We start from the raw sequence: 22541 nt of genomic DNA, 5'->3' as shown, positions 1-22541 counted from the left end.
GCGCTGTCATGCCGAGATGAGCTTCAGAGGTGGTTGCCCTGTTCGTCGAGTCGCACTGATCTAGCCGCTGTCGGAGCTGGACTCCCGACCACCACGGGATTCAGAGGACCGGGCGACGAATGCGACCGATTGCGGCCCGCGCACCGTGCGGATAGGAAACACTGGCCGACATGGGCTCGCACCAACGATCGCGTGGCATGACCGTCGCTATCACCCTGGTCCTGTTCGTGGCGAGTCTCATCACGCTCCACGCAGCCGGTTTCATCCTGTTCGACGACACGACGGGCTACGGCACGGACACCTCCGGCGTGGGCCTGCTAGTCGCCCTGCTTCTGGCTCTGGGGGCGCTCGTCACAGCCTTCGGCGACCCGATCTCCCGCCGTGTCCTGGGCGGCGCCCTGGCGGTTCTCGACGCCACAATCATCGCGATCGGGGCTTCGGACAACGGGTTCCGGTTCTTCTGGACCACCTACGAAGGCGAGCTCCTCCAGTTCGAAGTCGTGCTGGGCCTCGTCGCGCTGGTACTGCTCACACCCTCCTTCCTCCGCCCAACGGAATCACCCCACTTGGCTGCCGCCTCGACTTCGACAACCTTGAACGGGCAGAACCTCACGACTTGGTCGCGCGCCAGCCTCTACCTCTGTGCTCTCGTCGTCGCAATGTTCATCGCCTTCGGCATCGGCATCGCCCACTTCGAGGCAACCCAGTGCAGCGGACCCGACTTCGGTGGGGAGTGCGACCTCGCCGCGCTCGAAGGACTGCTGTTGGCCGCTGGCGCGTTCGTGCTCGGCGTGATCGCCATCCTCGTAATTGAGGTGAGCGGCGCCGTCAGGCGTCGAGCCGCCGCCCGAGGGCAACACCAGCGCGCCAGCTTGTAGACCGCGCAGCAAGCTCCTCGGCCCGGCGCACTGCCTCGTCGGGGCGGGAGCCGGACCAGGCCGCGACCTGCTCAACGTGCCGATGATCGCACCGACCGGCTGAGCCGCTGAACGTTGTTCACGATCGGGCAGGATGTGCGGGTGATCGATCGACGAACGCTCCGACGCATGTTCCTGTCGAGCTTCAGATCCATTGACCTGGCCTACGTTGGCGACGGATGCCAAGTCGCGCACCCGACACTCACTTGGTCAATCTCGCTGGTCGTCGACGGCAGCGGAGCGAGCGCTCCCTACCGCCTGGTCCTGGGTGCGTCACTACTTCAACTTGGAGTACTTGCTCCCCGCAATGCGGAGGACTGCTACATGTTCTTGCCGCTTGGGTATGAGCGCAGCCAGGTGAACCCAGATCTGCCATACATGCCTGATCCCGCGTTCCCGGAGTGGCCCGGCACTGATGAGGAGAGAGCCGGCGCCATCGCTCGTTGCGTAGCCGGCACGGTGCGATACGCACGAGAGGTCGACTCTGTGGACGCATTGCGCACGCGCTACTCGGGCGGCGACTACGACAGCGCGTTCATCATGGCGCCGATGCGCGAGCTCCTGGCTGATCACAGCTGAAGGCGCTCGTCCGCTGCTGCCGCGGAGCGCGCGGCCGTGGCGATGTGCGGACGGGTCTGGGGAAGGAGCCTAGGTCGACGGCTGGTACCAGTTGTAGGGCCGCTCGTCGCCGGGCACCGTTAGACGGGACTTCCGCAGATTCAGTCGGTCGAGGGCAACGCAGGAGGACCGCTCGCCGGGTAGGACGCGAAAGAGATGAGCGGTCAACGGCCACTCGTTGAGGATCCAGTCGTTCACGGCTTCGACCACAACCTCGGCCAGGCCGGTGTCTTGCTGGTCTTGGCGAAGCCAGAAGGTGACCATGGCCGACGCGAGCGGTGTTTCGTCGATGAGCCGTCGATCTGCCTCTGCGGAGAATAGGTATTCGCGAAGCGGATTCAGGTACAAGCAGCCGAGCGCCTCAGTCCCCGATGGGGCGAGGAGCACAAACGTGAACGCGCGGCGGTTGTTGTGGTCGTCCTCGTGCTTCGCGACCAGTTCAAGATCGTCCGAGAACGTGAACCCTTCGACAGGCCACCGGCCATCACTGTGGACGCGGATGACTTCCGGGCTTGCCATGTACGACGCGTAGTCCAACGCAGCCGTGGCCGCGGTGAGCGGGGTCGCAATGAATCGCTCATGCTGCAGTCCCGTTGGAACCGAGGCCTTGTCGTCGAGCATCGCTTCCTTCTCGCGTTCGAAGTCAGCGGCACAGTACGCGTTTCGGCGCAGTCGCGCCGCGCGCGTTCAACGATGACGGGCGCGGACGTAACGGATCTGCGGACCACGCCGGGCTACGAGAACGAAGCGAACACGGCCATCGAAGGACCTGGCATCACCACCCGGTCTTGGCATACGCGGGGCCCACGGCGCTGATCCCGAGCGGCGGCGACGACCAACCGACAACCCTTGCGCGCCGAACGGTCCAGGGTCGCCCGGTGGAGTTCGTGCGCGGCCAGCACAGCTCGATCCAGATGCTGAGGTTCAACCTTGGTCCCGACACCTGGCTGCTGGCATCACTGGATCGAGATCGCGCGACGTCCAGCGATGACCGAACACTTGCACTGGCCGCGGTTCTCCTTGCGGAGGGCCCGCGACCAGGCGGGCCGGGCTAGCGACGCACCGAGGCGAACCGCACGACGGTGGTGCTGGCCCTGACCTTGCTGTCACCCGGGTACGACGCCACGACGGCGTACCTTCCGACCCTCAGCCTGGGCAGCCACACGGTCGCGAGGCCGGCTTCGTTGAGCCTGATCCGGGTGGTCCGGAGCACCGTGCCGTTGCTGTTCCTCAACCGCACCGTGATGACCCCGGTGGCGGCGCCGACACCGCCACCGGTCACGCGGATCCGGAGGCTGCCCGTGCGCCAGGGGGTGGGCTTGCGGTTCCAGCCGATGCTCCACACCGCAGCGACCCTGGCCACGGTGAAGGTCGTGGAACTGGTCGTCGGGTTCACGTTCGCGTCGCCGGCATAGGTGGCGACCAGCGCGTAGGTGCCGGGCTGTCGCCGCGTCAGCGCGACGGTTGCGGAGTCGTTGTCGTCGAGCGGCGCCGACGTGGACATGAGGACGGCGCCGGCCAATGTCTTCACCTGGACCTGGATGTTCCCTGTGGGCGATCCGACCGAGGAGTTGATGAACACCGTCGCGGATCCGGCCACCAACGGCGTCGGCACCCTGGTCACCGAGATCGAGGCGGTGGAGGTCGCCTTCTCGATCGTGTAGACAAGGGTTCCCTCTGCCTCGGTGATGTCGCCGTTGCCCGGGTAGAACGCGGTGAGCGTGTAGTCGCCGGCGTATCCGGGCAGCAGGGTCACCTCGGCTTCGCCCTCGACCAGGGGCAGCGTGTCATTGGTGAGTACGACGTCGGCACTGTTGGTGACGGTGACCTCGACGGTGCCGGTGGCGGGGTTGCCTTCGTCGTCCGTGACGGTGATCGTCGCGGTACCCGCGAAGTCCTGGCTCGGGGCGAGGTCGAGCGCGATGGCCACGAAGCCGGGCTCGGCCGCGCGCACGCCAGCGCCCGCTCCCGCAGCCTGGGCCGCGGGAGTGCCGGCCGGGCTCAGGACGGACGCTCCCGTGGCGGTGAGAGCGACGGTGACGAGGCCGGCGATGCTCCGGCGTACGGACTTCATCGGCTTCCCTTCAATCAACGAGCATACGACTCCTGCCGCCAGGGCGGTGCCGTCAGGACGTGGCGCTCGTGAAGCGCCGGCCGACCCGGGCGAGCACCTCGACGAGCTCCGCGGGCTCCTCGACGGTGAAGTCGCAGTCGAGGTTCGCGAGGACCATCACCGGCCAGTCGAGGCTGTCGGTGTTCATCGTCATCACGCAGGTGTCGCCGGTCGCCTCGACCGTCCCCCACCGGCCCATGTAGGCCTCGACGTCGGCCGCGGGCGCGGCCATCCGCACCCGGACCTGGTGGCGCTGGGGGCGGTTGCGGAGACCGTTGTTGACGAAGGCGACCGCATCGCCACCGGGCACTTCGCGGGGTGCGAACCGCTGCCCGGTCGTGGTCGGCGTACCCGCGATCCGGTCGATCCGGAAGGACCGCCAGTCGTGGCGGTCCCGGTCGTACGCGACGAGGTACCAGCGGCGCCCGATGTTGACCATTCGGTGCGGCTCGACGCGTCGCGTGGTCGCGGCCCCATCGGCCGCGGTGTAGCCGAAGGACACCGGCTCGTCGTCACGACAGGCCTGGGCGAGCGTGGTCAGCACCTCCGCGTCGAGCGTCGGCCCGCCGGACCAGGGGAGCGCGTCGGTCTGCGTCTTGAGCGCATCCATTCGCCGGCGCAGGCGCGGCGGCATCAGGCCGATCACCTTGGTCAGCGCCTGCACGGCGGTGTCCTCGAAGCCGGGTACGCCGCCGCCGGCCGCCGAGCGGAGGCCGACCGCGATGGCGACCGCCTCGTCGTCCTCGAGCAGCAGCGGAGCCATCGCGCCGCCCGCCCGCAGCTGGTAGCCGCCGGCCACCCCGCGCACCGCGTCGACGTCGTAGCCGAGGTCGCGCAGTCGCTCCACGTCGCGGCGCACGGTGCGCTCGCTGACCTCCAGCCGGTCGGCCAGGTCGCCACCGGCCCAGAACCGATGGGTCTGCAGCAGGGACAGCAGGCGGAGCATCCGGGCGCTCGTACTCATGTTCTCCAGACTAGTTCTGATTCAGGACAGAAACTGACCTAAAGGCTCCTTAGCGTTGTCGTCATGGAGATGAACCAGAGCAAGTTCCAGAACAGTGGCCCGGTGATCCGCACCGTCGGACTGACCCGCCACTTCACGCGAGGCAAGGACACGATCGAGGCCGTGCGCGGCCTCGACCTGGAGGTGGCGGCCGGCGAGCTGGTCGCCTTCCTCGGACCGAACGGCGCCGGCAAGTCGACGACGTTGCGGATGCTCACGACCCTGATCGCGCCGACCGAGGGCTCCGCGGAGGTCGCCGGCTTCGACGTCGTCCGCGACCGCGCCGCCGTCCGGCGCTCGATCGGGTACGTCGGCCAGGGCAATGCCGCGGGCCACCAGTTCCGCGGCCGCGACGAGGTGATGTGCCAGGCCCGCGCACACGGCCTGTCGCGCCGCGACGCGCGCATCCGCACCGAGGAGCTGCTCGAGGCGTTCGACCTGACCGAGCACGCCGGCCGGCCGGTCGCCCAGCTGTCGGGCGGCCAGCGTCGTCGGCTCGACGTTGCGATCGGTCTGGTGCAGGAGCCGCCGATCCTGTTCCTCGACGAGCCGTCCACCGGCCTCGACCCGCAGAACCGGGCCAACCTGCAGGAGCAGGTGCGCCGGCTCAACGCCGACCTCGGCACCACGATCGTGCTGACGACGCACTACCTCGAGGAGGCCGACGCCCTTGCCGGCCGCGTGATCGTCATCGACCACGGCGAGGTGATCGCCGACGACACCGCCGGTGCTCTCAAGTCGGCCCTCGGGGACCTCGTCGCGATGGAGTTCGCCGACGTGCACGCCGCTCGGGCAGCAGCCGAGCGGGCCGACCGCATCGCCGGCGCGCAGATCACGGTCAACGGCACCCACGTCTCCGTGCGCGCCGCCTACGGCCGCGACGCGGCGCCCGGCCTGGTCGCCGACCTCGCCGCCGTCGGCACACCTGTCACCCGCCTCGAGGTCGCGGGCCCCACGCTCGACGACGTCTTCCTCAACCTCACCGGCCGCAGCCTGCGTGAGTCCCAGAACGAGAACGCCACGACCGCCACGACTGAAGGAGCGGCAGCATGACCATCGACATCGAAGCCCCCACGGCCACGGCGCCCGCCGTTCGTCGTACCCCTGTCCCGGCGAAGCCGGTCGGCCTGGTCGCCGACATCGTCAACGTCCTCGTCCGCGAGCTGCAGCCGGTGCTGCGCCAGCCCGTGTCCGTGCTGTTCGCGATGGTGCAGCCGCTGGTCTTCCTCGGCCTGTTCGCGCCGCTGCTGCCGGACACCGGCGACGGCGCGGCACTGCAGTGGTTCGTGCCCGGCATCGTGGCCATGACCGCGCTGATGAGCGCGTCGTTCACCGGAGCCAACCTGAGCGAGGAGATCATCAGCGGCTCCTTCGAGCGACTGCTCGTCTCGCCCGTCCGGCGCTCCGCCCTCATGGTCGGGAAGTCGCTGCGCGAGATGGTGCCGCTGGTCCTGCAGACCGTGATCATCGTGGCCGTCGTGACGCCTTTCAGCTTCGACCTGCACCTTCTCGGCGTGCTGACCGGCATCGTGGTGCTCGTCCCGTTCAGCGTCGGCCTCGGCGCGCTGAGCCTGGCGCTCGCCATCGCGGCGAAGGAGCAGGCGTGGGTGTTCTGGACCGTGCAGCAGACGGCGATCTTCCCGCTCCTGCTGCTCAGCGGAGTGCTGCTGCCGATCGACGGGGCGCCGGGCTGGTTGAAGACCGCCTCCGACCTCAACCCGATGAAGTACGTCGTCGACGCCGAGCGGCACCTGTTCGCAGGGTCGTTCCCGATGGACACCCTGGCAGCCGGCTTCGGTGCCTCGGTCCTGGTCGGTGCGTTCGGCCTGTGGGTCGGCGTGCGGACGATGAACCGGGCGAGCTAGGCCCGCCCCAGCTTCAGATGCGCGGCACCACCCGGGTGAGCAGGTCGCCCATCCGGGTGGCTGCTGCGCGTCCGGCCTCAAGCACCTCGGCGTGGTTGAGCGGCTCGCCGCTCATGCCCGCAGCGAGGTTGGTGACCAGGCTGATGCCCAGGATCTCCATCCCTGCCTCGCGGGCGGCGATCGCCTCGAGCGTCGTACTCATGCCGACGAGGTGGCCGCCGAGGACGCCGGCCATCCGCACCTCGGCCGGGGTCTCGTAGTGCGGTCCGGGGAACTGGACGTAGACGCCCTCGTCGAGCGACGGCTCGATCTCGCGGCACATCTCGCGCAGGCGGCTGGAGTACAGGTCGGTCAGGTCCACGAAGTTGGCGCCGACGATGGGGGACTGGCCGGTCAGGTTGATGTGGTCGCTGATCAGCACCGGGGTGCCGGGCGTCCAGGTGGGCTTGAGGCCGCCACAGCCGTTGGTGAGCACGATCGCGCGACACCCGGCCGCGGCCGCTGTACGCACGCCGTGCACGACCGCAGCGACACCGCGGCCCTCGTAGTAGTGGGTGCGGCTGAGGAACACCAGCAGGTGCTGGTCGACGCCACCGTCGACGCCCGGCACGCGGATCGACCGGATCTTGCCGGAGTGGCCGGCGACGGCCGACGCTGCAAAGCCGGGCAGGTCGGTCACGTCGATCTCGGTGGTGTTCGCACCGCCCGACCCGTCGAGCGCGTCAGCGGCGGGCAACCACCCCGAGCCGAGCACGAGCGCGACGTCGTGGCGCGCCACGCCCGTCAGCTCGGCCAGACGGGCGGCGGCCGCATCGGCCAGGGAGTACGGCGAGGTCGACTCGGTCACGGACGCGACTCTAGCCGTCACCAAGCGGCAGCGAGGAGTTCCGGGACGTACCCGTGGCGGACCCGCTGCGGGTGGTTGCCCACGGGCAGGTAGGCCACCTCCTCCATCGTGTCCGTGGAGAGCACTGCGACGGCGTCGTCGTCCGAGAGGGACACCCAGCAGGTGTCGTTGAGGCCCTCGGTCGACCAGTACGGCTTGCCGTAGTGGTGGCCGGTGGTGGTCTCGTCGAAGTACGTCGCCTCTCCGGTCCCGGAGTCGATGAGCGCGGCGTAGTCGTCCATCGTTCCCGCGGCGCAGAGGGTCTCGCCGTCGGCGCTGATCGCCAGGCCGTGGTGGGCGGAGTCGTTGACGTACTGCTCAAGCAGCATGTTGGGCACGCGGTTCTCGAGCTGGACGACGTCGACGACGGCGCCGGTCGTGGGCTCGGTCTCGCCGCCGAGGGTGTAGTCCATCGTCCCGTTCAGGTCCGCTGCCTGGGTGTCGAAGACGACGTACCCGTGGAGGAACGACACCTGGAGGTAGAGGAAACGGCCGTCCGGGTGGACCGCCACGGGGCGCACCGCACTGCTCATGCCCGGGTGGCCGGCCTCGGCGAGCTCGTGGCCGATGTTCCAGCGTTCGAGGACCTCGAAGTCGTCGGTGGCGACGTACTGCAGCCAGCGGTCCGACTTCACGGCGCCGTCGAGGACGTCCCAGGGCAGCTTGCCCAGGACGGGTACGAGACCGCCGAGCCCGAACTTGTTGAGCGGGAGGCCCAGGAGCGTGCCGTCGCTGGGGTTCACGTCGTCGACGGGCGTGTACACCCGGCCGATGGAGGCATGCAGGATCCGCTCGCCGTCCTTGGTGTAGTTGCTCTCGTGCGGCGTCTCGCCGGACGGGAAGACCCGCATCCGGTCACCCATCTTGACGGACTTGCCGTCGACGGTCTCGTTGACCATCGAGTACTCGATGACCTGGCGCTTGGTGGAGTCCGAGACGAGCAGCCGGCGGCCGTCGTTGGAGATCTGCATGTGGTCGGTGCGGTACCCGTCCATCTGCTGCTCGCGCACGATCGAGTCGGTGCGACCCGCGGTGGCCTTGGCGATGTCGATCCAGACGACGTCGGCGAAGCTGGGCCGCGAGACGGCGAGGTACTTGCCGTCCCTCGTCGTGAACATGTCGTCGACGTACTGGTCGTGGCCCTGGCCCGGACCCGCGTTGATGGCGAGGTAGAAGACCGTCGCGACCGGGTTGAGCAGGATCGACTGCTTCTCCTGGGCCTTGTCCGGGACCAGGTTCACGCCCCGCTTGAGGACCTCGAGGGAGTGGGCGTCCACGATGCTCGCAGTGCCGTCCCAGTTGTTGCCGACCCACATCACCTCACGCAGCTCGGGCGCAGGATCCGCCGAGGTGGCCGGCGCCGTCGGCTGGAGACTCAGGACGAGGCCGGTGACGGCGACCGCTGCCGTCGCGATTCGCAAGCGCATGAACATGACAACGATTCACGTTCTGCGGGGTCACGCCCGTCAGAGGCCGGTGGAGCGGCACGCCCGCCGGCGCAGGGCGTTCACGTAGTCGGCCGGAGCGTCGGCCGCCTCGGCGGCGTTCGAGAGCACCCCGAGGTACGACGCCGAGGGCAGGCCGCCCTCATAGGCGTCCAGGACGTAGGTCCACGCCACGACCTCACCGACCATGGTCGCGATCCGGACCTTCGTGCGTCGGTACAGGCCGGAGTCCGCGGACTCCCAGCGGTCGAGGTTCGGTTCGTCGAGCGGGCTGACGTCGTACACGGCGACGAAGACCTGCTCGGACGGGTCCTGCACGATCGTGGCCAGGGAGCCGTCCCAGCCGTGTTCCTCGCCGCCGAACGTGAGCCGCCACCCGCTGAGCCACCCGGTGGTCTGCAGGGGGGAGTGGGGGCACCGCTCGCCCATGCGGGCGGGGTCGAGGTTGGTGCCGTAGGCGGCGTACGACGTCACGGGCGACAGGCTAGTGCCTGCCCCTCCCGTGACGTCGCCGCCGACACGTCAGCTGCCGGTGTAGAGCAGGTGGTTGGCCGGGGTGGCCGCCGAGCAGATGATCAGCAGGATGCAGGTGCGCGCCGTGCCGGAGATCTTGCCCTTGGTGCTGGCGGCGACGATCGCGGAGTTCACGGTCGCGGGCGAGGCGGTCGGGTGGGTGGACAGGTAGAGCGCGGCGGCCGCGGCGACGTGCGGGGACGCCATCGACGTACCGCTGATCGTGCTCGTGCCGTTGTTCAACCACGCCGACGTGATGTCGACGCCGGGTGCGAACAGGTCGACGCAGGTGCCACGGTTCGAGAAGGAGGCACGCGCGTCGTTGCGGTCGCTCGCGGCGACGGTCAGGGCCTCGGCGACCCGGGCCGGGGAGACGCCACAGGAGTCGGAGTTCTCGTTGCCGGCGGCCAGGGCCATCGTCACGCCGTCGGCGATCACGCGACGGACGGCAGCGTCGAGGGTGCTGGAGGCGCCGCCACCGAGACTCATGTTGGCCACGGCCGGCTGGCCGGCCTGGTGGTTGGCGACGACCCAGTCGAGGCCGGCGATGACGGCCGACGTCGCACCCGAACCGTTGCAGTCGAGGACCCGGACGCCGATCAGCTTCGCCTGCTTGGCGAGGCCGTAGGAGCTGCCGCCGATGGTGCCGGAGACGTGCGTGCCGTGACCGTTGCAGTCGGTGGCGTTGGCGTCACCGTCGATCGCGTCGGTGCCGTGGACCGCGCGGCCGCCGAAGTCGGGGTGGGTGGTGAGGATGCCGGTGTCGATGACGTAGGCGTCGACGCCCGAGCCGGTGCTGTTGTAGGCGTACGAGTTGTTCAGCGGCAGGTTGCGCTGGTCGACGCGGTCCAGGCCCCAGCTCGGGGTCGGTGTCTGGGTGTCGCTGATCCGCATCGTGCGGTCGAGCTCGACCGACTGGATCCGGGCGTCACCGCGGAGCACGGTGAGGAGGGTGTCGGTCAGCGTGGCCGCGAAGCCGTTCAGCACGTTCTGGTAGACGTGCGTGACCTGGCCGCCCTTCTTGGCGACGAGAGCATCGGCCGTGGCCCGGGCGTCCGCCGTGGGCTTCAGGGTGACGATGACGTCGAGCAGGCCGGCGGACTGGGCCCCGAGGGGTCGGGCGCTGACCGGAGCGGCCTGTGCGGCCGGCAGGGGGATCTGCGTGAGCGTCGCGAGGGCGAGCGCACAGGCAGCGATGATTCCGAGAATCCGAGACATGCGGAGCAGCTCCTTGCTGGACGGTGAGCGGCCCCATGCCGCCCGACCGGAGGGTAGGCGGAACTCTGCCCTGAACGTGATGACGGACACAAGGGTGGGGCCTACTAGGCTGGGCGCGTGACCCACTTCGATGTCCTCGTCCTTGGTGCTGGCCCCGGGGGCTACGTCGCCGCAATCCGCGCGTCGCAGCTCGGCAAGTCCGTTGCTGTCATCGAGAAGAAGTATTGGGGCGGTGTGTGCCTCAACGTCGGCTGCATCCCGTCCAAGGCGCTGCTCAAGAACGCCGAGCTCGCCCACACGCTCACCCACGAGAAGGCCAAGTACGGCATCGAGGGTGACGCGACGATGTCCTACGGCCCGACCCACGCGCGCTCCCGCCAGGTGAGCGCCGGGATCGTCAAGGGCGTCCACTTCCTTATGAAGAAGAACAAGATCACCGAGATCGACGGCTGGGGCACCCTCACCGGCCCGAAGGCCGTCTCGGTGGCGCTCAACGACGGCTCGACCGCCGAGTACACCTGCGACAACCTGATCATCGCCACCGGCGCGACCGTGCGTTCGGTCCCCGGCGTCGAGGTCAACGGCAAGAACATCGTGACCTACGAGGAGCAGATCCTCGACGAGAACATCCCCTCCTCGATGATCATCGGCGGCTCGGGCGCGATCGGTGTCGAGTTCGCCTACGTGATGAAGAACTTCGGTGTCGACGTCACGATCGTGGAGTTCCTCGACCGGATGGTGCCGACCGAGGACGCCGACGTGTCCAAGGAGCTCGCCCGTCACTACAAGAAGCTCGGCGTGAAGGTGCTGACCTCGACCGCCGTCAAGGGCGTCGAGGACACCGGCTCGGGCGTGAAGGTCCGCATCGCTCCTGCCGCCGGGGGCGAGGAGACGGTCATCGAGGCCGACAAGTTCCTCGCCGCGTTCGGCTTCGCGCCGCGCCTGGAGGGCTACGGCCTGGAGAGCACCGGCGTCGCACTCACCGAGCGGGGCGCCATCGCGGTCGACGAGTACTGCCGCACCAACGTCGACGGCGTCTACGCCATCGGCGACGTCACCGCGAAGATGATGCTCGCCCACGTCGCCGACGCCATGGCGATGGTGGCCGCCGAGACGATCGCGGGCGCCGAGACGATGCCGGTCGACTACGACTTCATCCCGCGGGCGACGTACTGCCAGCCGCAGATCGGCTCCTTCGGCTACAGCGAGCAGCAGGCCAAGGACAAGGGGTACGACGTCAAGACCGCCACCTTCCCGTTCTCGGCCAACGGCAAGGCCCAGGGCCTGGGCGAGGGAGTCGGCTTCGTGAAGATCGTCGCGGACGCCGAGTACAACGAGATCCTCGGCGCCCACATGATCGGCCCCGACGTGACCGAGCTGCTGCCTGCGCTCACGCTCGCCCAGAAGTGGGACCTGACCGCGGACGAGGTCGGTCGCAACGTCTTCGCCCACCCGACGCTCTCCGAGGCGGTCAAGGAGGCGATCCACGGGATCGCCGGCCACATGATCCACCTCTGAGCCGGGTCCAGCCATGACCCGCGTCGTGATCGTCGGTGGAGGCCCTGGCGGCTACGAGTCCGCGCTGGTCGCGGCCCAGTTGGGCGCCGAGGTCGTGGTCATCGACTCCGACGGCATCGGTGGCTCGGCGGTGCTCACCGACTGTGTCCCGAGCAAGACGCTGATCGCGACGGCCGAGGTGATGACCGACTTCATCGAGGCCGGCGAGCTCGGCATCGAGGTCGATCACCCGACGGTGGACCTGCGCCGGGTCAATGATCGGGTCAAGGCCCTCGCGCAGGCGCAGTCCGCCGACATCGAGGGTCGGCTCGCCCGCGAGGGCGTGACCGTGGTCCACGGTCGCGGTCGTCTCGACGGTCCTGCGAAGGTGATCGCAACACTCGACGACGGCTCCGAGCAGTCGTACGACGCCGGGGCGATCCTGGTCGCAACGGGCGCCGCGCCGCGCGTGCTCCCGACGGCCCAGCCCGATGGTGAGCGGATCCTGACCTGGGAGCAGGTCTACGACCTCGACACCGTTCCGGAACACATGATCGTGGTCGGGTCGGGTGTCACCGGGGCGGAGTTCGCCAGCGCCTACCAGGCACTCGGCATCCCCGTCACCCTCGTCTCCTCCCGGGAACGCGTGCTTCCGGGCGAGGACCCCGATGCCGCCCAGGTGTTGGAGGACGTCTCGACGCGGCGCGGGATGACGGTGCTCGGCCAGTCCCGGATGCAGTCGGTGACCCGGTCAGGGGACGTCGTCACGGTGACGCTCGCCGATGGTCGTGAGGTCACCGGGTCGCACTGCATCCTGGCGCTCGGTTCTGTTCCGAACACGGCCGGACTCGGGCTGGAGGAAGCCGGCGTCATCCTCGACGACGGGGGCTTCATCAAGGTCGACCGGGTCTCGCGGACCGCCGCGCGCGGCGTCTACGCCGCCGGTGACTGCACCGGCGTCTTCATGCTCGCTTCCGTTGCCGCGATGCAGGGCCGGATCGCGATGGCCCACTTCCTGGGCGACGCGGTCAAGCCGCTCGACCTCTCCGTGGTCTCCTCGAACGTCTTCACCGCCCCCGAGATCGCGACGGTCGGTGTCACGCAGAAGCAGGTCGACGCCGGCGAGGTGCTCGCCGAGGTGGTGATGCAACCGCTGGCCACCAACGCCCGCGCGAAGATGCAGGGCATCACCGACGGCTTCGTGAAGCTGTTCGTCGCGCCGGGGTCGCGCAACCTGCTCGGCGGCGTGGTCGTCGGGCCGCGGGCCTCGGAACTGATCCACCCGGTCGCGCTCGCTGTCACCGAACGACTCACCGCCGACCAGCTGGCCCACACCTTCACGGTCTACCCGTCGATCAGCGGCTCCGTCGCGGAAGCTGCCCGCCGCCTGCACCAGGCGTGAGACCTGCGAGAATGCGGGCATGCGCGTGCACCTCGGCTGCGACCATGCCGGCCTCGAGCTCAAGTCCCACCTGACCGGCTGGCTCGTCGAGCACGGCTACGAGCCCGTCGACCACGGCCCGTTCGTCTACGACGCCGTCGACGACTACCCGGTCTTCTGCCTGCGGGCTGCTGAGGGCGTCGTCGCCGACCGCGACGCCGGCCTCGACAGCCTCGGCGTCGTCATCGGCGGCTCGGGCAACGGTGAGCAGATCGCCGCGAACAAGGTGAAGGGCATCCGCGCAGCGCTCGCCTGGTCCGAGGAGACCGCCGCCCTGGCGCGCGAGCACAACGACGCGTGGGTCGTTGCTGTCGGCGGCCGGATGCACACGCTGGACGAGATGACCCGCCTCGTCGAGGTCTTCCTCTCCACCCCGTTCCCCGGCGACGAGCGGCACGCACGCCGCATCGGCCAGCTGGCGTCGTACGAGACCACTGGCGAGCTGCCGCCCCTCCCGGAGTCCGCCCTGGGGCTCGGGCAGGGCGATGCCTGAGGGGCACACCCTCCACCGCCTGGCTGATCGCATCACCGAGGTCTTCGGGGGCCACGCCGTGCAGGTGGGGAGCCCGCAGGGCCGCTTCGCCGACGGCGCCGCACGAGTCGACGGCAGCCGCCTGCTCGATGCCGACGCGTGGGGCAAGCAGCTCTTCATCCGGTTCGAGGCGGACCGCCTGGTGCGCGTCCACCTCGGGCTCTACGGCACCTTCGAGGTGTACGACGATGCGGACGCCGTGCCGCTCCCGGTCGGTCAGGTGCGGCTGCGTCTCGTCCGCCCTGCCAGCGACGAGACGCCGCCGGCGTACGCCGACCTCCGCGGCGCCACCACCTGCGCCCTGGTCACCCCCGAGGAACGGGACGCCGTGCTCTCCCGCATCGGCCCCGACCCCCTCCGCGCGGATGCCGACCCGGACCGCGCGTGGGCGCGGATCGGCCGCAGCACCGCACCGATCGGCACCCTGCTGATGGACCAGGCGGTCCTCGCCGGTGTCGGCAACGTCTACCGCGCAGAGGTGCTGTTCCGCCACCGGATCCACCCGCTGCGCCCCGGTCGCACTCTTCGGGTCTCGCAGTGGCGGGCGATCTGGGAGGATCTGGTCGTGCTCATGCAGGAGGGTGTGGTCACCGGACGGATCGACACCGTCCGGGGCGAGCACCTGCCCGAGGCCATGGGCCGCCCGCCGCGGGTCGACGACCACGGCGGCGAGGTCTACGTCTATCGCCGTACCGGACAGGCCTGTCACGTCTGCGGCAGCGCGGTGCGTTCCGACGTCCTTGCCGGGCGCAACCTGTTCTGGTGCGCTCGCTGTCAGCCGGCCTTCCGCTCCCGGGCGGCGCGATGATCGGGGCGGGGCGTCGCTGGGCGGTCTCGGACGCCGGCATCGCCTTCGTGCTCGCCGCGGTCTCCGTGGGTGTCGTCGCCGGCATTGCGTGGCGCCCGATGGACGTACCGATGAACGCGGCCTTCCTGCCGCTGGTCCTGGGTGTCCTGCTGCTCAGCAGTCGGGCACTGCCCGTGTTCGCCGCCTTCATCCTGGTGACGCTGTCGGGCGCAGCGTTCCTCCAGCCCGTCTGGACCACCCGCATGGTGGTGGCGCTGGTCGTGATGTACAGCATCACGGTCGTGGTGATCGTCGTGTCGGCCCGACGCAGCCAGCTCGGTGTCGGACCGACCCGCGGGGAGACGATGCTCGTCGACCTGCGGGACCGGATCCTCGCCCAGGGCGAGATCCCCACCCTGCCGCCGCGCTGGCTGGTCCAGTCGGCGCTGTCGTCGGCCGGCGGTTCGCCCTTCGCCGGTGACTTCGTGGTGGCCACCACCCGCGCCCACGGCGGACAGATCGAGCTCGTCGTCGTCGACGTCTCGGGCAAGGGTGAGGCGGCGGGAACCCGGGCGCTCCAACTGTCGGGGGCGATGGGCGGCCTGGTCGGCGCGCTGCCGCCGGACCGCTTCCTCCCGGCCGCCAACGACTACCTCCTCCAGCGCCACTGGGAGGAGGGGTTCGCCACGGCCATCCACGTGTCCATCGACCTGGAGTCCGGTGTGTTCGAGCTGCGCTGCGCGGGACACCCGCCGGCCGTCCAGCGCCACGCCGGCTCGGGTCGCTGGCAGGTGCTGCGGGCGGAAGGCCCGGTCCTCGGCATCGTCGAGGACGTCGACTACGACTGCTACGCCGGTCGTCTCGACCCGGGCGACAGCCTGCTCCTCTACACCGACGGGATGGTCGAGGAGCCGCGCAAGGACATCGAGCTCGGTATCGACCGGATGATGGGCACGGCCGAGGGCCTGCTGCGCCACACCTGGGACGGCCTGGCGGACCGGCTGGTCGACGCGGTGGGTTCACCCGACGACGACCGCGCGCTGCTCGTCGTCCACCGCCGTCCCTGAGTCCCGCTGTGGGGCGTCGTCCACGAGGGCGCCTCGGTTGGGGCCAGCACCCGGCAATGTGGCACCATGACTACCGCTTGCGGGAGCTCTCCTGCACGCGGGGATGTAGCTCAATGGTAGAGCCTCAGTCTTCCAAACTGATTACGCGGGTTCGATTCCCGTCATCCCCTCGAAGTGCGGCCGAGAAGGGCCACCGACGGGGCGTAGCGTAGTGGCTAGCGCGCCTGCTTTGGGAGCAGGAGACCGCAGGTTCGAGTCCTGTCGCCCCGACTGATCATCCCGATCGCACCAGCGGGCACCTGCCCGTGCACCACCCACTGACCAAGTAGGAGAACACCTGTGAAGAGCGCCGTCGAGACCTTGAGCCCGACCCGGGCCAAGCTGACCGTCGAGGTGCCCTTCGAGGAGCTCAAGCCGAGCCTCGACGCGGCCTACCAGAAGATCGCCAAGCAGATCAACGTCCCCGGCTTCCGCCGTGGCAAGGTCCCGCCGCAGGTCATCGACCGCCAGGTCGGCCGCGCGGTCGTCCTCGACGAGGCCGTCAACGACGTGCTCCCGAAGGCCTACATGGAGGCCCTGACCGAGAACTCCCTGACGCCGCTGGCGCAGCCGGACATCGAGGTCACGAAGTTCGAGGACAACGAAGGCCTCGAGTTCACCGCCGAGGTCGACGTCAAGCCCGAGATCACCCTTCCGTCGTACGACGGCCTCAGCGCCAAGGTCGAGGACCTCGCGGTCTCCGACGACGACGTCACCGAGCAGGTCGACGCGCTGCGTGAGCGCTTCGCCACCCTGATCGACGTCGAGCGTGCCGCGAAGACGGGCGACTTCGTCGTCATCGACCTCGTGGCAACCCGCGACGGCGAGGTCGTCGACGGCGCCGAGATCGCCGGCTTCTCCTACAAGGTCGGCAACGGCGGCATGATCGACGGTCTCGACGAGGCCCTCGAGGGTGCGGCCATCGACGAGGAGAAGACCTTCACGACGCAGCTCGTCAGCGGCGACCTGGTCGGCCAGGACGTCGAGGTCAAGGTCAAGGTCACCGGCGTGCAGGAGCAGGAGCTCCCCGAGCTGGACGACGACTTCGCGCAGGAGGCCTCGGAGTTCGACACGCTCGCCGAGCTCCGCGAGGACGTCCGTGAGCGCCTGACCCGCGGCAAGCGCCTCGAGCAGGCCGCCGCCGCTCGCGACGCCGTCCTCGAGTCCCTGCTCGAGCAGGTCGAGGTCCCGCTGCCCGAGACGATGGTCACCGAGGAGCTCAACGCTCGTCGCGAGAACCTCGAGCAGCAGCTCGTCATGTCCGGCCTCACCCTTGAGAAGTACCTCGAGGAGGAGGGCCAGACCCAGGAAGAGTTCGAGGCCGACCTCGACCGTCGCGTGCGCGACGCCGTGGCCGCCCAGTTCCTGCTCGACGAGATCGCCGACAAGGAGGAGATGGGCGTCGACCAGGCCGAGCTGACGCAGCACATGCTCCGTCGTGCGCAGCAGTCCGGCCAGGACCCGCAGGAGTTCGTGAACCACATGTTCGAGCACAACCACGTGCCGGACCTGGTCCAGGAGATCCGCCGCGGCAAGGCCCTGCAGCTCCTCGTCGAGGGCGCGACCGTCACCGACGGCTCGGGCAACACGGTCGAGCTGAAGAACCTGCGCGGCGACGGCACCATCGGTGAGGACGAGCCCGAGGTCGCTGACCACGTGGTCGTCGACGCCGAGGACGCCGAGCCCGCCGTGGACCCCGCCGTCGAGCCGGCCGTGGACCCCACGCAGGCCTGATCCCTGGTCCGCAGGACGAACGTCACTACCGCCTTCAGTGCACAACTGTGCACTGAAGGCGGTAGTCTTTTTCCATGCAGCAGGAACCGAGCGTCGTGGACGCCCTCGCGCTGGCCGCCTCGGTGGTCGACGACCTCCTCGTCGCGACCGCACGCGACACGCACACGGCGATCGCCAGGCGCGCCCACGGAGCCGTTCGCCTCGGCGTCGGACCGGCCGCCGTGCCGGCCGAGACCCTGCACCTCGGCATCGCTGCCCTCGTGTACGGCGCCATCGGACTGTCGTTCCGTGGCGCCGGCGCCGGCCTGTCGCGCCTGCCGGCGGGCATCGGTCCGGCGCTCGACACCTCCTCGCGCGGCCGCTTCGTGCGCGCCGCCATCAACGGCCTGATCGGCGAGGAGCTCACCCGTGACCACCCCCAGCTCGCGATCGAGATGGGCGTCCGCCACGAGGGTCGTGACGTCGTACTCACGCCGGACGGGGTGGCCTCGGCCTTCCCCGACGCCACGGGCCAGCTCGTCGTGTTCCTGCACGGCCTCTGCGAGAACGAGGCGTACTGGAACTACCACCGCGACCGCACCGGTACGACGTACGGCGAGCACGTCGCAGAGAACGGCTGGACGCCCGTCTACCTGCGGGCCAACACGGGCCTGCCGCTGCGGGAGAACGGCGTCGCGATGGCCGCGTTGCTGCAGCGCCTGGTCGACAGCTGGCCGACCGAGGTCACCCGTGTCGCCCTGGTCGGACACTCACTCGGCGGGCTGATCATGCGCGCCTCGTCGGCCGTGGTCGCCGAGGGCAACGCACCGGCTGCCTGGACCGACCTGGTCAGTGACGTGATCACGCTCGGGACGCCCCACCTCGGCTCCTGGTTCGCTGTCAGCGCCGACCGGGCCAGCCGGACGCTGGCGCGCGCGCCGGAGGTGGCCGCCTTCGGGAGGATCATCGACCGCCAGGCACCCGGGATCCGTGACCTCATCGAAGGGCTCGCCGAGGACGTGCCGCCGCTGCCGCACGCCCGTTACCGACTGGTCTCGGCGACCCTCGCGCGGACCCCGCAGCATCCCCTCTCGCGAGCGATCGGCGACCTGCTGGTGACGCCGCACTCGGCGACCGGGCGCGACAAGCGCAAGGGGACCAATCTCTTCCCGGGTGCCGACGTGCTGCGTCTGCCGAACACCGACCACTTCGACCTGCTCAACCACCCCGACGTCTACCCGGCGCTCGACCGCTGGTTGTGCACGCCGGTCCTGGCCTGATCGCTGATGACCCACCTGGGCCAGTCCGGCTGAGCGGCGCTACTCACGACAACGGCCCGCGGGATGGCGAGGCTGGGTCCATGACCCAGAGCCACGTCGCCGCGCCCGTCTCGTCCCGATCCGACTCTCGCCGATCAGCGGTGGTCATCAGCGCCATCGCCCTCTCGATCGGGGTCACCGAGCTGCTGGGTGCCGCTCTCATGTGGTACCTCACCGCAACGGATCCCTCGGACGATCCGCTGGTCGGACTGGGTTACCTGGTTGCCCTGGCTGTCGGTGCGCCGGGGGTGGTCGGCGTCGTTCTCGGTGGCCTCGGGTGGGCGCTGGCGGATCGGGCGGCCGGGCTGGTGCTGGGCATCCTTGGGGTCGTCGCCACGGCCGGCCCGTTGGTGCTGTTCCTGGGTTTCGCGTTCCCGGCCATCTAGGCGCAGCTCAGTTGTTGCGGTCGTCGGGCTCGTTCTTGTCGGTGTTCAGGTCCGGGTCGCCGCTGTGCTGGAGTCGTTTCGCCCAGCAGTCGCCCAGGCCCCACCCCTCGTCCTGGCACCAGCGCAGGACGGGCCGGCTCGTGGCCTCGGACTGGCCGCTCAGCGTGACCCAGTAGTCCCGGCTCGACGGCCCGAAGCTCCCGGACCAGTCGTTGCTGTAGACCAGGAGCGAGTCCGGGTAGCGCGCCCGGTGCTGCAGGTGCAGGGCGAGGATGTCGTCGTAGGAGTCGTAGACCTTCCCGTCGTCGGCCGTCCCCGGCTTCTTGGACGACAACTGAGCCGTCCAGCTCGTGCCGAGCGCGTCGACCGCGCCGGCGTCCTCGTCGGCGATCCGTTGCAGTGCCTCGAGGGCCGTCTCGTCGCGGTCCTCGTCGGTCGACTCGTCCGGGGCGCCGTCGGCCGTCGTCGGGTCGTCGGGGTCGGCGCCGTACGACGGATCGCTCGGCACCGCACCCTCGGTGTTGTCCGGACCCGGCTCGCACGGCACCTCGATCACCTTGCCGGTGCCGCCGTCCTCCTGGATCGCCTGCTCGAACCGGGTCTCGGGCACCTGGGTGTTCTCGAACGGATACACCAGCTCGAGGTCCTCGCCCTCCTCCGGAATCCAGTACGGCTCCTCGCTGAAGTCGAAGTAGCCCGACGCGTACGCGTAGCCGCCGACCACGAACGGAACACTCAGCTGGCTGTGGTTGAGCCACTGGCCGCCGTCACAGGTGGCCTTCACTGTGTAGGTGATCGCCACTCCGCCGAACCTCGTCGTCGACGCGGTCGGGACGAACTCGGGTGGCGCGCCGCATGCGGTCACGTAGGCGGTGTCGCCGTCGCGCTGGTCGCTGTCGGCCTGGCGGGTCGACGGAAAGTCCGTCAGGACGAAGAACCCGTAGGAGCCGACCGCGACGATGGAGTCCCCGGCCAGGTACAGCGAGTCGTAGGACCCCGGCAGCGATCGGGTCCAGGCCAGGTCGCCGGTGGCGGCGTCGTAGGCGCGCACCTCGCCTTCCTGCATCGTCACGATCGCGTCCCTTGTGCGGACGGTGGGTGCGTTGACCTCGGGAAGGTGGACGAGGGTCTTGCCGGTCTCGCCGTCGAGCAGGTTGCCGCTGGTGCGTTCCAGCGTCTCGTCGTAGGAGGAGTCCTCGACGAGCACGTTGCGCCGATCCAGCGTCCATCGCCAGTCGAACTCGGAGCCCTGGTCGTCGTACCCGGCGAGGTCCTCGCGCTTCCAGACGTACTCGCCGCTCGAGAGATCGAACAGTCCGGAACCGATGCCGAGGCGACCCTCGGCCACGTAGTTGCCCGCCGCGCCGCCGTACCAGGGGTCATCCGCAGACCTGAGTACCTCCCGACCGGATCCGTCGGTGATCTGGACGGTCCCGTCATCGATCCAGCGCAGCGTGTACCCGTCCTCGCTGGTGACGGTGTTCCAGTCGCGGCTGGAGTCGTAGGAGGTGACCCTGCGGGCGCGGTGGTCGATCTCCCACTGGAGGGGGCCGTGATAGGCCGACAGGCGTCCGCCCTGGAATTCGATCCACGGACCGTAGTCGTACTCGTCGCCGTCGGCCGGGCGCGCGTCCCGGTCGAGGAGCTGCAGTTCCCAGGCCTCGCGGAGGGTGTCCGCGTCGAAGGTCCGGAGCGTGACCGAATGGCCCTCGGCGTCGCCCGGCGTCGAGTGGACGACATACAACAGGCCGTTGTCCAGCACCATCGACAACCAGGTCGTGTCGACCGCTGCCGTCGCGGTGACCTTGCCCTTGGCCGGGTCGATGCGCACCAGTTCGCCGTGGCCGTCGTCGTTGGTGGTGACACTGCAGTAGAGGTGATCCGCGTCGGGCAGGAAGCAGGCTGAGCCGTACGACGCCAGGTCGTGGGTCCAGCGGACGTCTCCGCTGTCCCGGTCGACGCCGACCAGCTGGGCAGGCGCGTCCTCGTCCTCGCGGCCGGTCTGGAACACGAAGGTCTCGGGGAAGGAGAGGACCGTGTCGGTGTTGCTGACCCCGTCCGGGCTCATCGAACCGATCGAGGAGTCCGACGTCACATCGGTCGGGGAGAACTCCCAGGTCCGGCCGGGTTCGCCGAGCACCGACACGCCGTTGTCGATGGACGCGGGCATCACGTTCAGGCCGCCGGCGCGGTCGGCGCTGGGGCCGTTGTCGTCGTCGCCACGGTTGAGCAGCCACACGGTCAGGCCGCCCGTGATGATCGCGAGGACCAGGATCCCGACCCCGACCAGCACGCCCGTACGACGCCGCGGGGACCTCGGACGCTGTGGTCCAAGGGGAGGAGCCAGGGGAGGCGCCAGGGGAGGCGGCGGGGGAGGCGGCGCCACCGCCCAGGCCGGCGTCGTCACGGCGGAGGCCGGCGCGGCCATGGGGGCGGGTGGCGGTGGCGGAGGTGGGGGCGGAGGTGGGGGAGCCGGCGGGAGGTGGGCCGCCTGGGTCACGGCTGCGGCGGGTGGGGCGTCCGGCGCCGCCACGTTGGGCGCGCCGCAACTGGTGCAGAACCGGTCATTCGGGGGCAGGTCGACGCCACAATCGCCACAGAACCGGGCAGACAAGGGACCTCCAGGGTGCGGCGGTGGGCGCGACCGACCCGGACGGTCACCGACACAACGTCATGACTTCGCCGGAAGTTATTGCCAAGATGACCCCATGACGACCGGAGAGGCAGCGCGCGAGCTTCGCGCCGAAGCGCTGATCGATGCCCCCGCCGACCAGGTGTGGGCGCTGCTCACCGATCTCAAACAGATGGCGCAGTGGAGCCCGGAGACGATCTCGATGCTGCCGCTCAAGCGGGGCGGGCTGCGCACGGGCCAGTGGTACCTCGGCATCAACCGGCGCAAGGCCGTCGTCTGGCCGACGCGTTCGGTGGTGGCCGACGTGGATCCGGGGCGGCGGCTGGTCTGGGACACGAGGTCCAGTGGGGCGCAATGGGTCTGGGAGCTGGAGGCCGAGGGTGAGACGACCCGTGTGGTCCACCGCCGGCCGGTGCCCTCGGGCAACACGCTGATGGGCAAGGTCTTCGCGTCGGCGTTCCTGGGTGGCGGCGTCGAACACGCCGATGAGCTCGAGGCCGGGATGGCCACCACGGTGGCGGGGCTGAAGGCCGCAGCCGAGCGCTAAATC

At 69.7% G+C, this 22541-nt stretch carries 21 protein-coding genes and 2 tRNA genes; 15 read left to right on the top strand and 8 right to left on the bottom strand.

Translation table 11 applies throughout. From position 1 onward, the window contains the following. Positions 1-197: 197 nt before the first annotated feature. Positions 198-878 carry a hypothetical protein gene (locus ACOACQ_RS04920; RefSeq protein ID WP_420287726.1) on the top strand — a complete coding sequence of 227 codons (681 nt, stop codon included), beginning with the start codon at positions 198-200 and terminating at the stop codon, positions 876-878. Positions 879-1019: 141 nt separating this feature from the next. Beyond that, a complete protein-coding gene (locus ACOACQ_RS04915; RefSeq protein WP_420287725.1) occupies positions 1020-1496 on the top strand; it encodes a hypothetical protein in 477 nt (158 codons plus the stop codon). Between the two features lie 69 nt (positions 1497-1565). Here the strand turns inward: ACOACQ_RS04915 and ACOACQ_RS04910 are convergent, their stop codons facing one another. The 3 genes from ACOACQ_RS04910 to ACOACQ_RS04900 form a co-directional block, all read right to left on the bottom strand. Beyond that, positions 1566-2156: a hypothetical protein gene (locus ACOACQ_RS04910; RefSeq protein ID WP_420287724.1), complete on the bottom strand. Its 591-nt coding sequence runs from the start codon at positions 2154-2156 to the stop codon at positions 1566-1568. A 430-nt stretch (positions 2157-2586) separates the two neighbouring features. After that, positions 2587-3609: an Ig-like domain-containing protein gene (locus ACOACQ_RS04905; protein ID WP_420287723.1), complete on the bottom strand. Its 1023-nt coding sequence runs from the start codon at positions 3607-3609 to the stop codon at positions 2587-2589. Positions 3610-3661: 52 nt separating this feature from the next. Next, entirely contained in the window at positions 3662-4612 is a 951-nt protein-coding gene (locus ACOACQ_RS04900) for a helix-turn-helix transcriptional regulator (RefSeq protein ID WP_420287722.1), read from the bottom strand. 63 nt (positions 4613-4675) lie between these two features. Here ACOACQ_RS04900 and ACOACQ_RS04895 point away from each other — a divergent pair, with 63 nt between their 5' ends. Together ACOACQ_RS04895 and ACOACQ_RS04890 are read left to right on the top strand one after the other, a co-directional pair. After that, on the top strand, positions 4676-5704 hold the full coding sequence (locus ACOACQ_RS04895; protein WP_420287721.1) for an ABC transporter ATP-binding protein: 1029 nt from the start codon (positions 4676-4678) through the stop codon (positions 5702-5704). Further along, a complete protein-coding gene (locus ACOACQ_RS04890) occupies positions 5701-6516 on the top strand; it encodes an ABC transporter permease (protein WP_420287720.1) in 816 nt (271 codons plus the stop codon). Before ACOACQ_RS04895 ends, ACOACQ_RS04890 begins: the two co-directional genes overlap by 4 nt. A 13-nt stretch (positions 6517-6529) precedes the next feature. Here the strand turns inward: ACOACQ_RS04890 and ACOACQ_RS04885 are convergent, their stop codons facing one another. The 4 genes from ACOACQ_RS04885 to ACOACQ_RS04870 are packed head-to-tail and all read right to left on the bottom strand — an operon-like array spanning position 6530 to position 10578. Continuing rightward, the gene (locus tag ACOACQ_RS04885; protein WP_420287719.1) at positions 6530-7363 is read right to left on the bottom strand and encodes a purine-nucleoside phosphorylase; all 834 of its coding nucleotides are present in this window, start codon (positions 7361-7363) and stop codon (positions 6530-6532) included. Between the two features lie 17 nt (positions 7364-7380). Beyond that, on the bottom strand, positions 7381-8829 hold the full coding sequence (locus tag ACOACQ_RS04880; protein ID WP_420287718.1) for a serine/threonine protein kinase: 1449 nt from the start codon (positions 8827-8829) through the stop codon (positions 7381-7383). 39 nt (positions 8830-8868) lie between these two features. Beyond that, positions 8869-9321, bottom strand: a complete 453-nt coding sequence (locus ACOACQ_RS04875) for a gamma-glutamylcyclotransferase family protein (RefSeq protein WP_378597669.1) — start codon at positions 9319-9321, stop codon at positions 8869-8871. A gap of 48 nt (positions 9322-9369) precedes the next feature. Continuing rightward, positions 9370-10578, bottom strand: a complete 1209-nt coding sequence (locus ACOACQ_RS04870) for a S8 family peptidase (RefSeq protein WP_420287717.1) — start codon at positions 10576-10578, stop codon at positions 9370-9372. A 117-nt stretch (positions 10579-10695) separates the two neighbouring features. On the opposite strand from ACOACQ_RS04870, the gene lpdA reads away from it, so the two are divergent. From lpdA to ACOACQ_RS04820, 10 genes are all read left to right on the top strand, one after another. Continuing rightward, complete coding sequence (lpdA, locus tag ACOACQ_RS04865) at positions 10696-12096, top strand: dihydrolipoyl dehydrogenase (protein ID WP_378597667.1); 1401 nt, start codon at positions 10696-10698, stop codon at positions 12094-12096. 13 nt (positions 12097-12109) lie between these two features. Further along, positions 12110-13477: an NAD(P)H-quinone dehydrogenase gene (locus ACOACQ_RS04860; RefSeq protein ID WP_378597666.1), complete on the top strand. Its 1368-nt coding sequence runs from the start codon at positions 12110-12112 to the stop codon at positions 13475-13477. Between the two features lie 19 nt (positions 13478-13496). Next, positions 13497-14009 (top strand): ribose-5-phosphate isomerase, encoded by a 513-nt coding sequence (locus ACOACQ_RS04855; protein WP_378597665.1) that lies wholly within the window; start codon positions 13497-13499, stop codon positions 14007-14009. After that, entirely contained in the window at positions 14002-14856 is an 855-nt protein-coding gene (locus ACOACQ_RS04850) for an Fpg/Nei family DNA glycosylase (protein ID WP_378597664.1), read from the top strand. Before ACOACQ_RS04855 ends, ACOACQ_RS04850 begins: the two co-directional genes overlap by 8 nt. Further along, complete coding sequence (locus ACOACQ_RS04845; protein ID WP_378597663.1) at positions 14811-15902, top strand: PP2C family protein-serine/threonine phosphatase; 1092 nt, start codon at positions 14811-14813, stop codon at positions 15900-15902. The genes ACOACQ_RS04850 and ACOACQ_RS04845 overlap by 46 nt, the downstream gene beginning before the upstream one ends. A gap of 99 nt (positions 15903-16001) precedes the next feature. After that, positions 16002-16072 (top strand) — tRNA-Gly (locus ACOACQ_RS04840). A gap of 27 nt (positions 16073-16099) precedes the next feature. Further along, positions 16100-16172, top strand: a tRNA-Pro gene (locus tag ACOACQ_RS04835). 69 nt (positions 16173-16241) lie between these two features. Next, a complete protein-coding gene (gene tig, locus ACOACQ_RS04830) occupies positions 16242-17675 on the top strand; it encodes a trigger factor (RefSeq protein ID WP_378597662.1) in 1434 nt (477 codons plus the stop codon). Positions 17676-17749: 74 nt separating this feature from the next. After that, positions 17750-18934 (top strand): lipase family alpha/beta hydrolase, encoded by a 1185-nt coding sequence (locus ACOACQ_RS04825; protein WP_378597661.1) that lies wholly within the window; start codon positions 17750-17752, stop codon positions 18932-18934. 80 nt (positions 18935-19014) lie between these two features. Continuing rightward, positions 19015-19359 carry a hypothetical protein gene (locus ACOACQ_RS04820; RefSeq protein WP_378597660.1) on the top strand — a complete coding sequence of 115 codons (345 nt, stop codon included), beginning with the start codon at positions 19015-19017 and terminating at the stop codon, positions 19357-19359. Positions 19360-19366: 7 nt separating this feature from the next. Here ACOACQ_RS04820 and ACOACQ_RS04815 read toward each other — a convergent pair whose 3' ends face one another. Next, on the bottom strand, positions 19367-21652 hold the full coding sequence (locus tag ACOACQ_RS04815; protein WP_420287716.1) for a PQQ-binding-like beta-propeller repeat protein: 2286 nt from the start codon (positions 21650-21652) through the stop codon (positions 19367-19369). Positions 21653-22067: 415 nt separating this feature from the next. Between ACOACQ_RS04815 and ACOACQ_RS04810 the strand changes: the two genes are divergently transcribed. Further along, positions 22068-22538, top strand: a complete 471-nt coding sequence (locus tag ACOACQ_RS04810; protein ID WP_378600836.1) for an SRPBCC family protein — start codon at positions 22068-22070, stop codon at positions 22536-22538. Positions 22539-22541 lie beyond the last annotated feature (3 nt).

The sequence above is a fragment of the Nocardioides sp. CPCC 206347 genome, assembly GCF_048654605.1.
Lineage (GTDB): Bacteria > Actinomycetota > Actinomycetes > Propionibacteriales > Nocardioidaceae > Nocardioides.
Note: the sequence above shows the minus strand (reverse complement) of the source record. Positions and strands in the feature narration are given on the sequence as shown.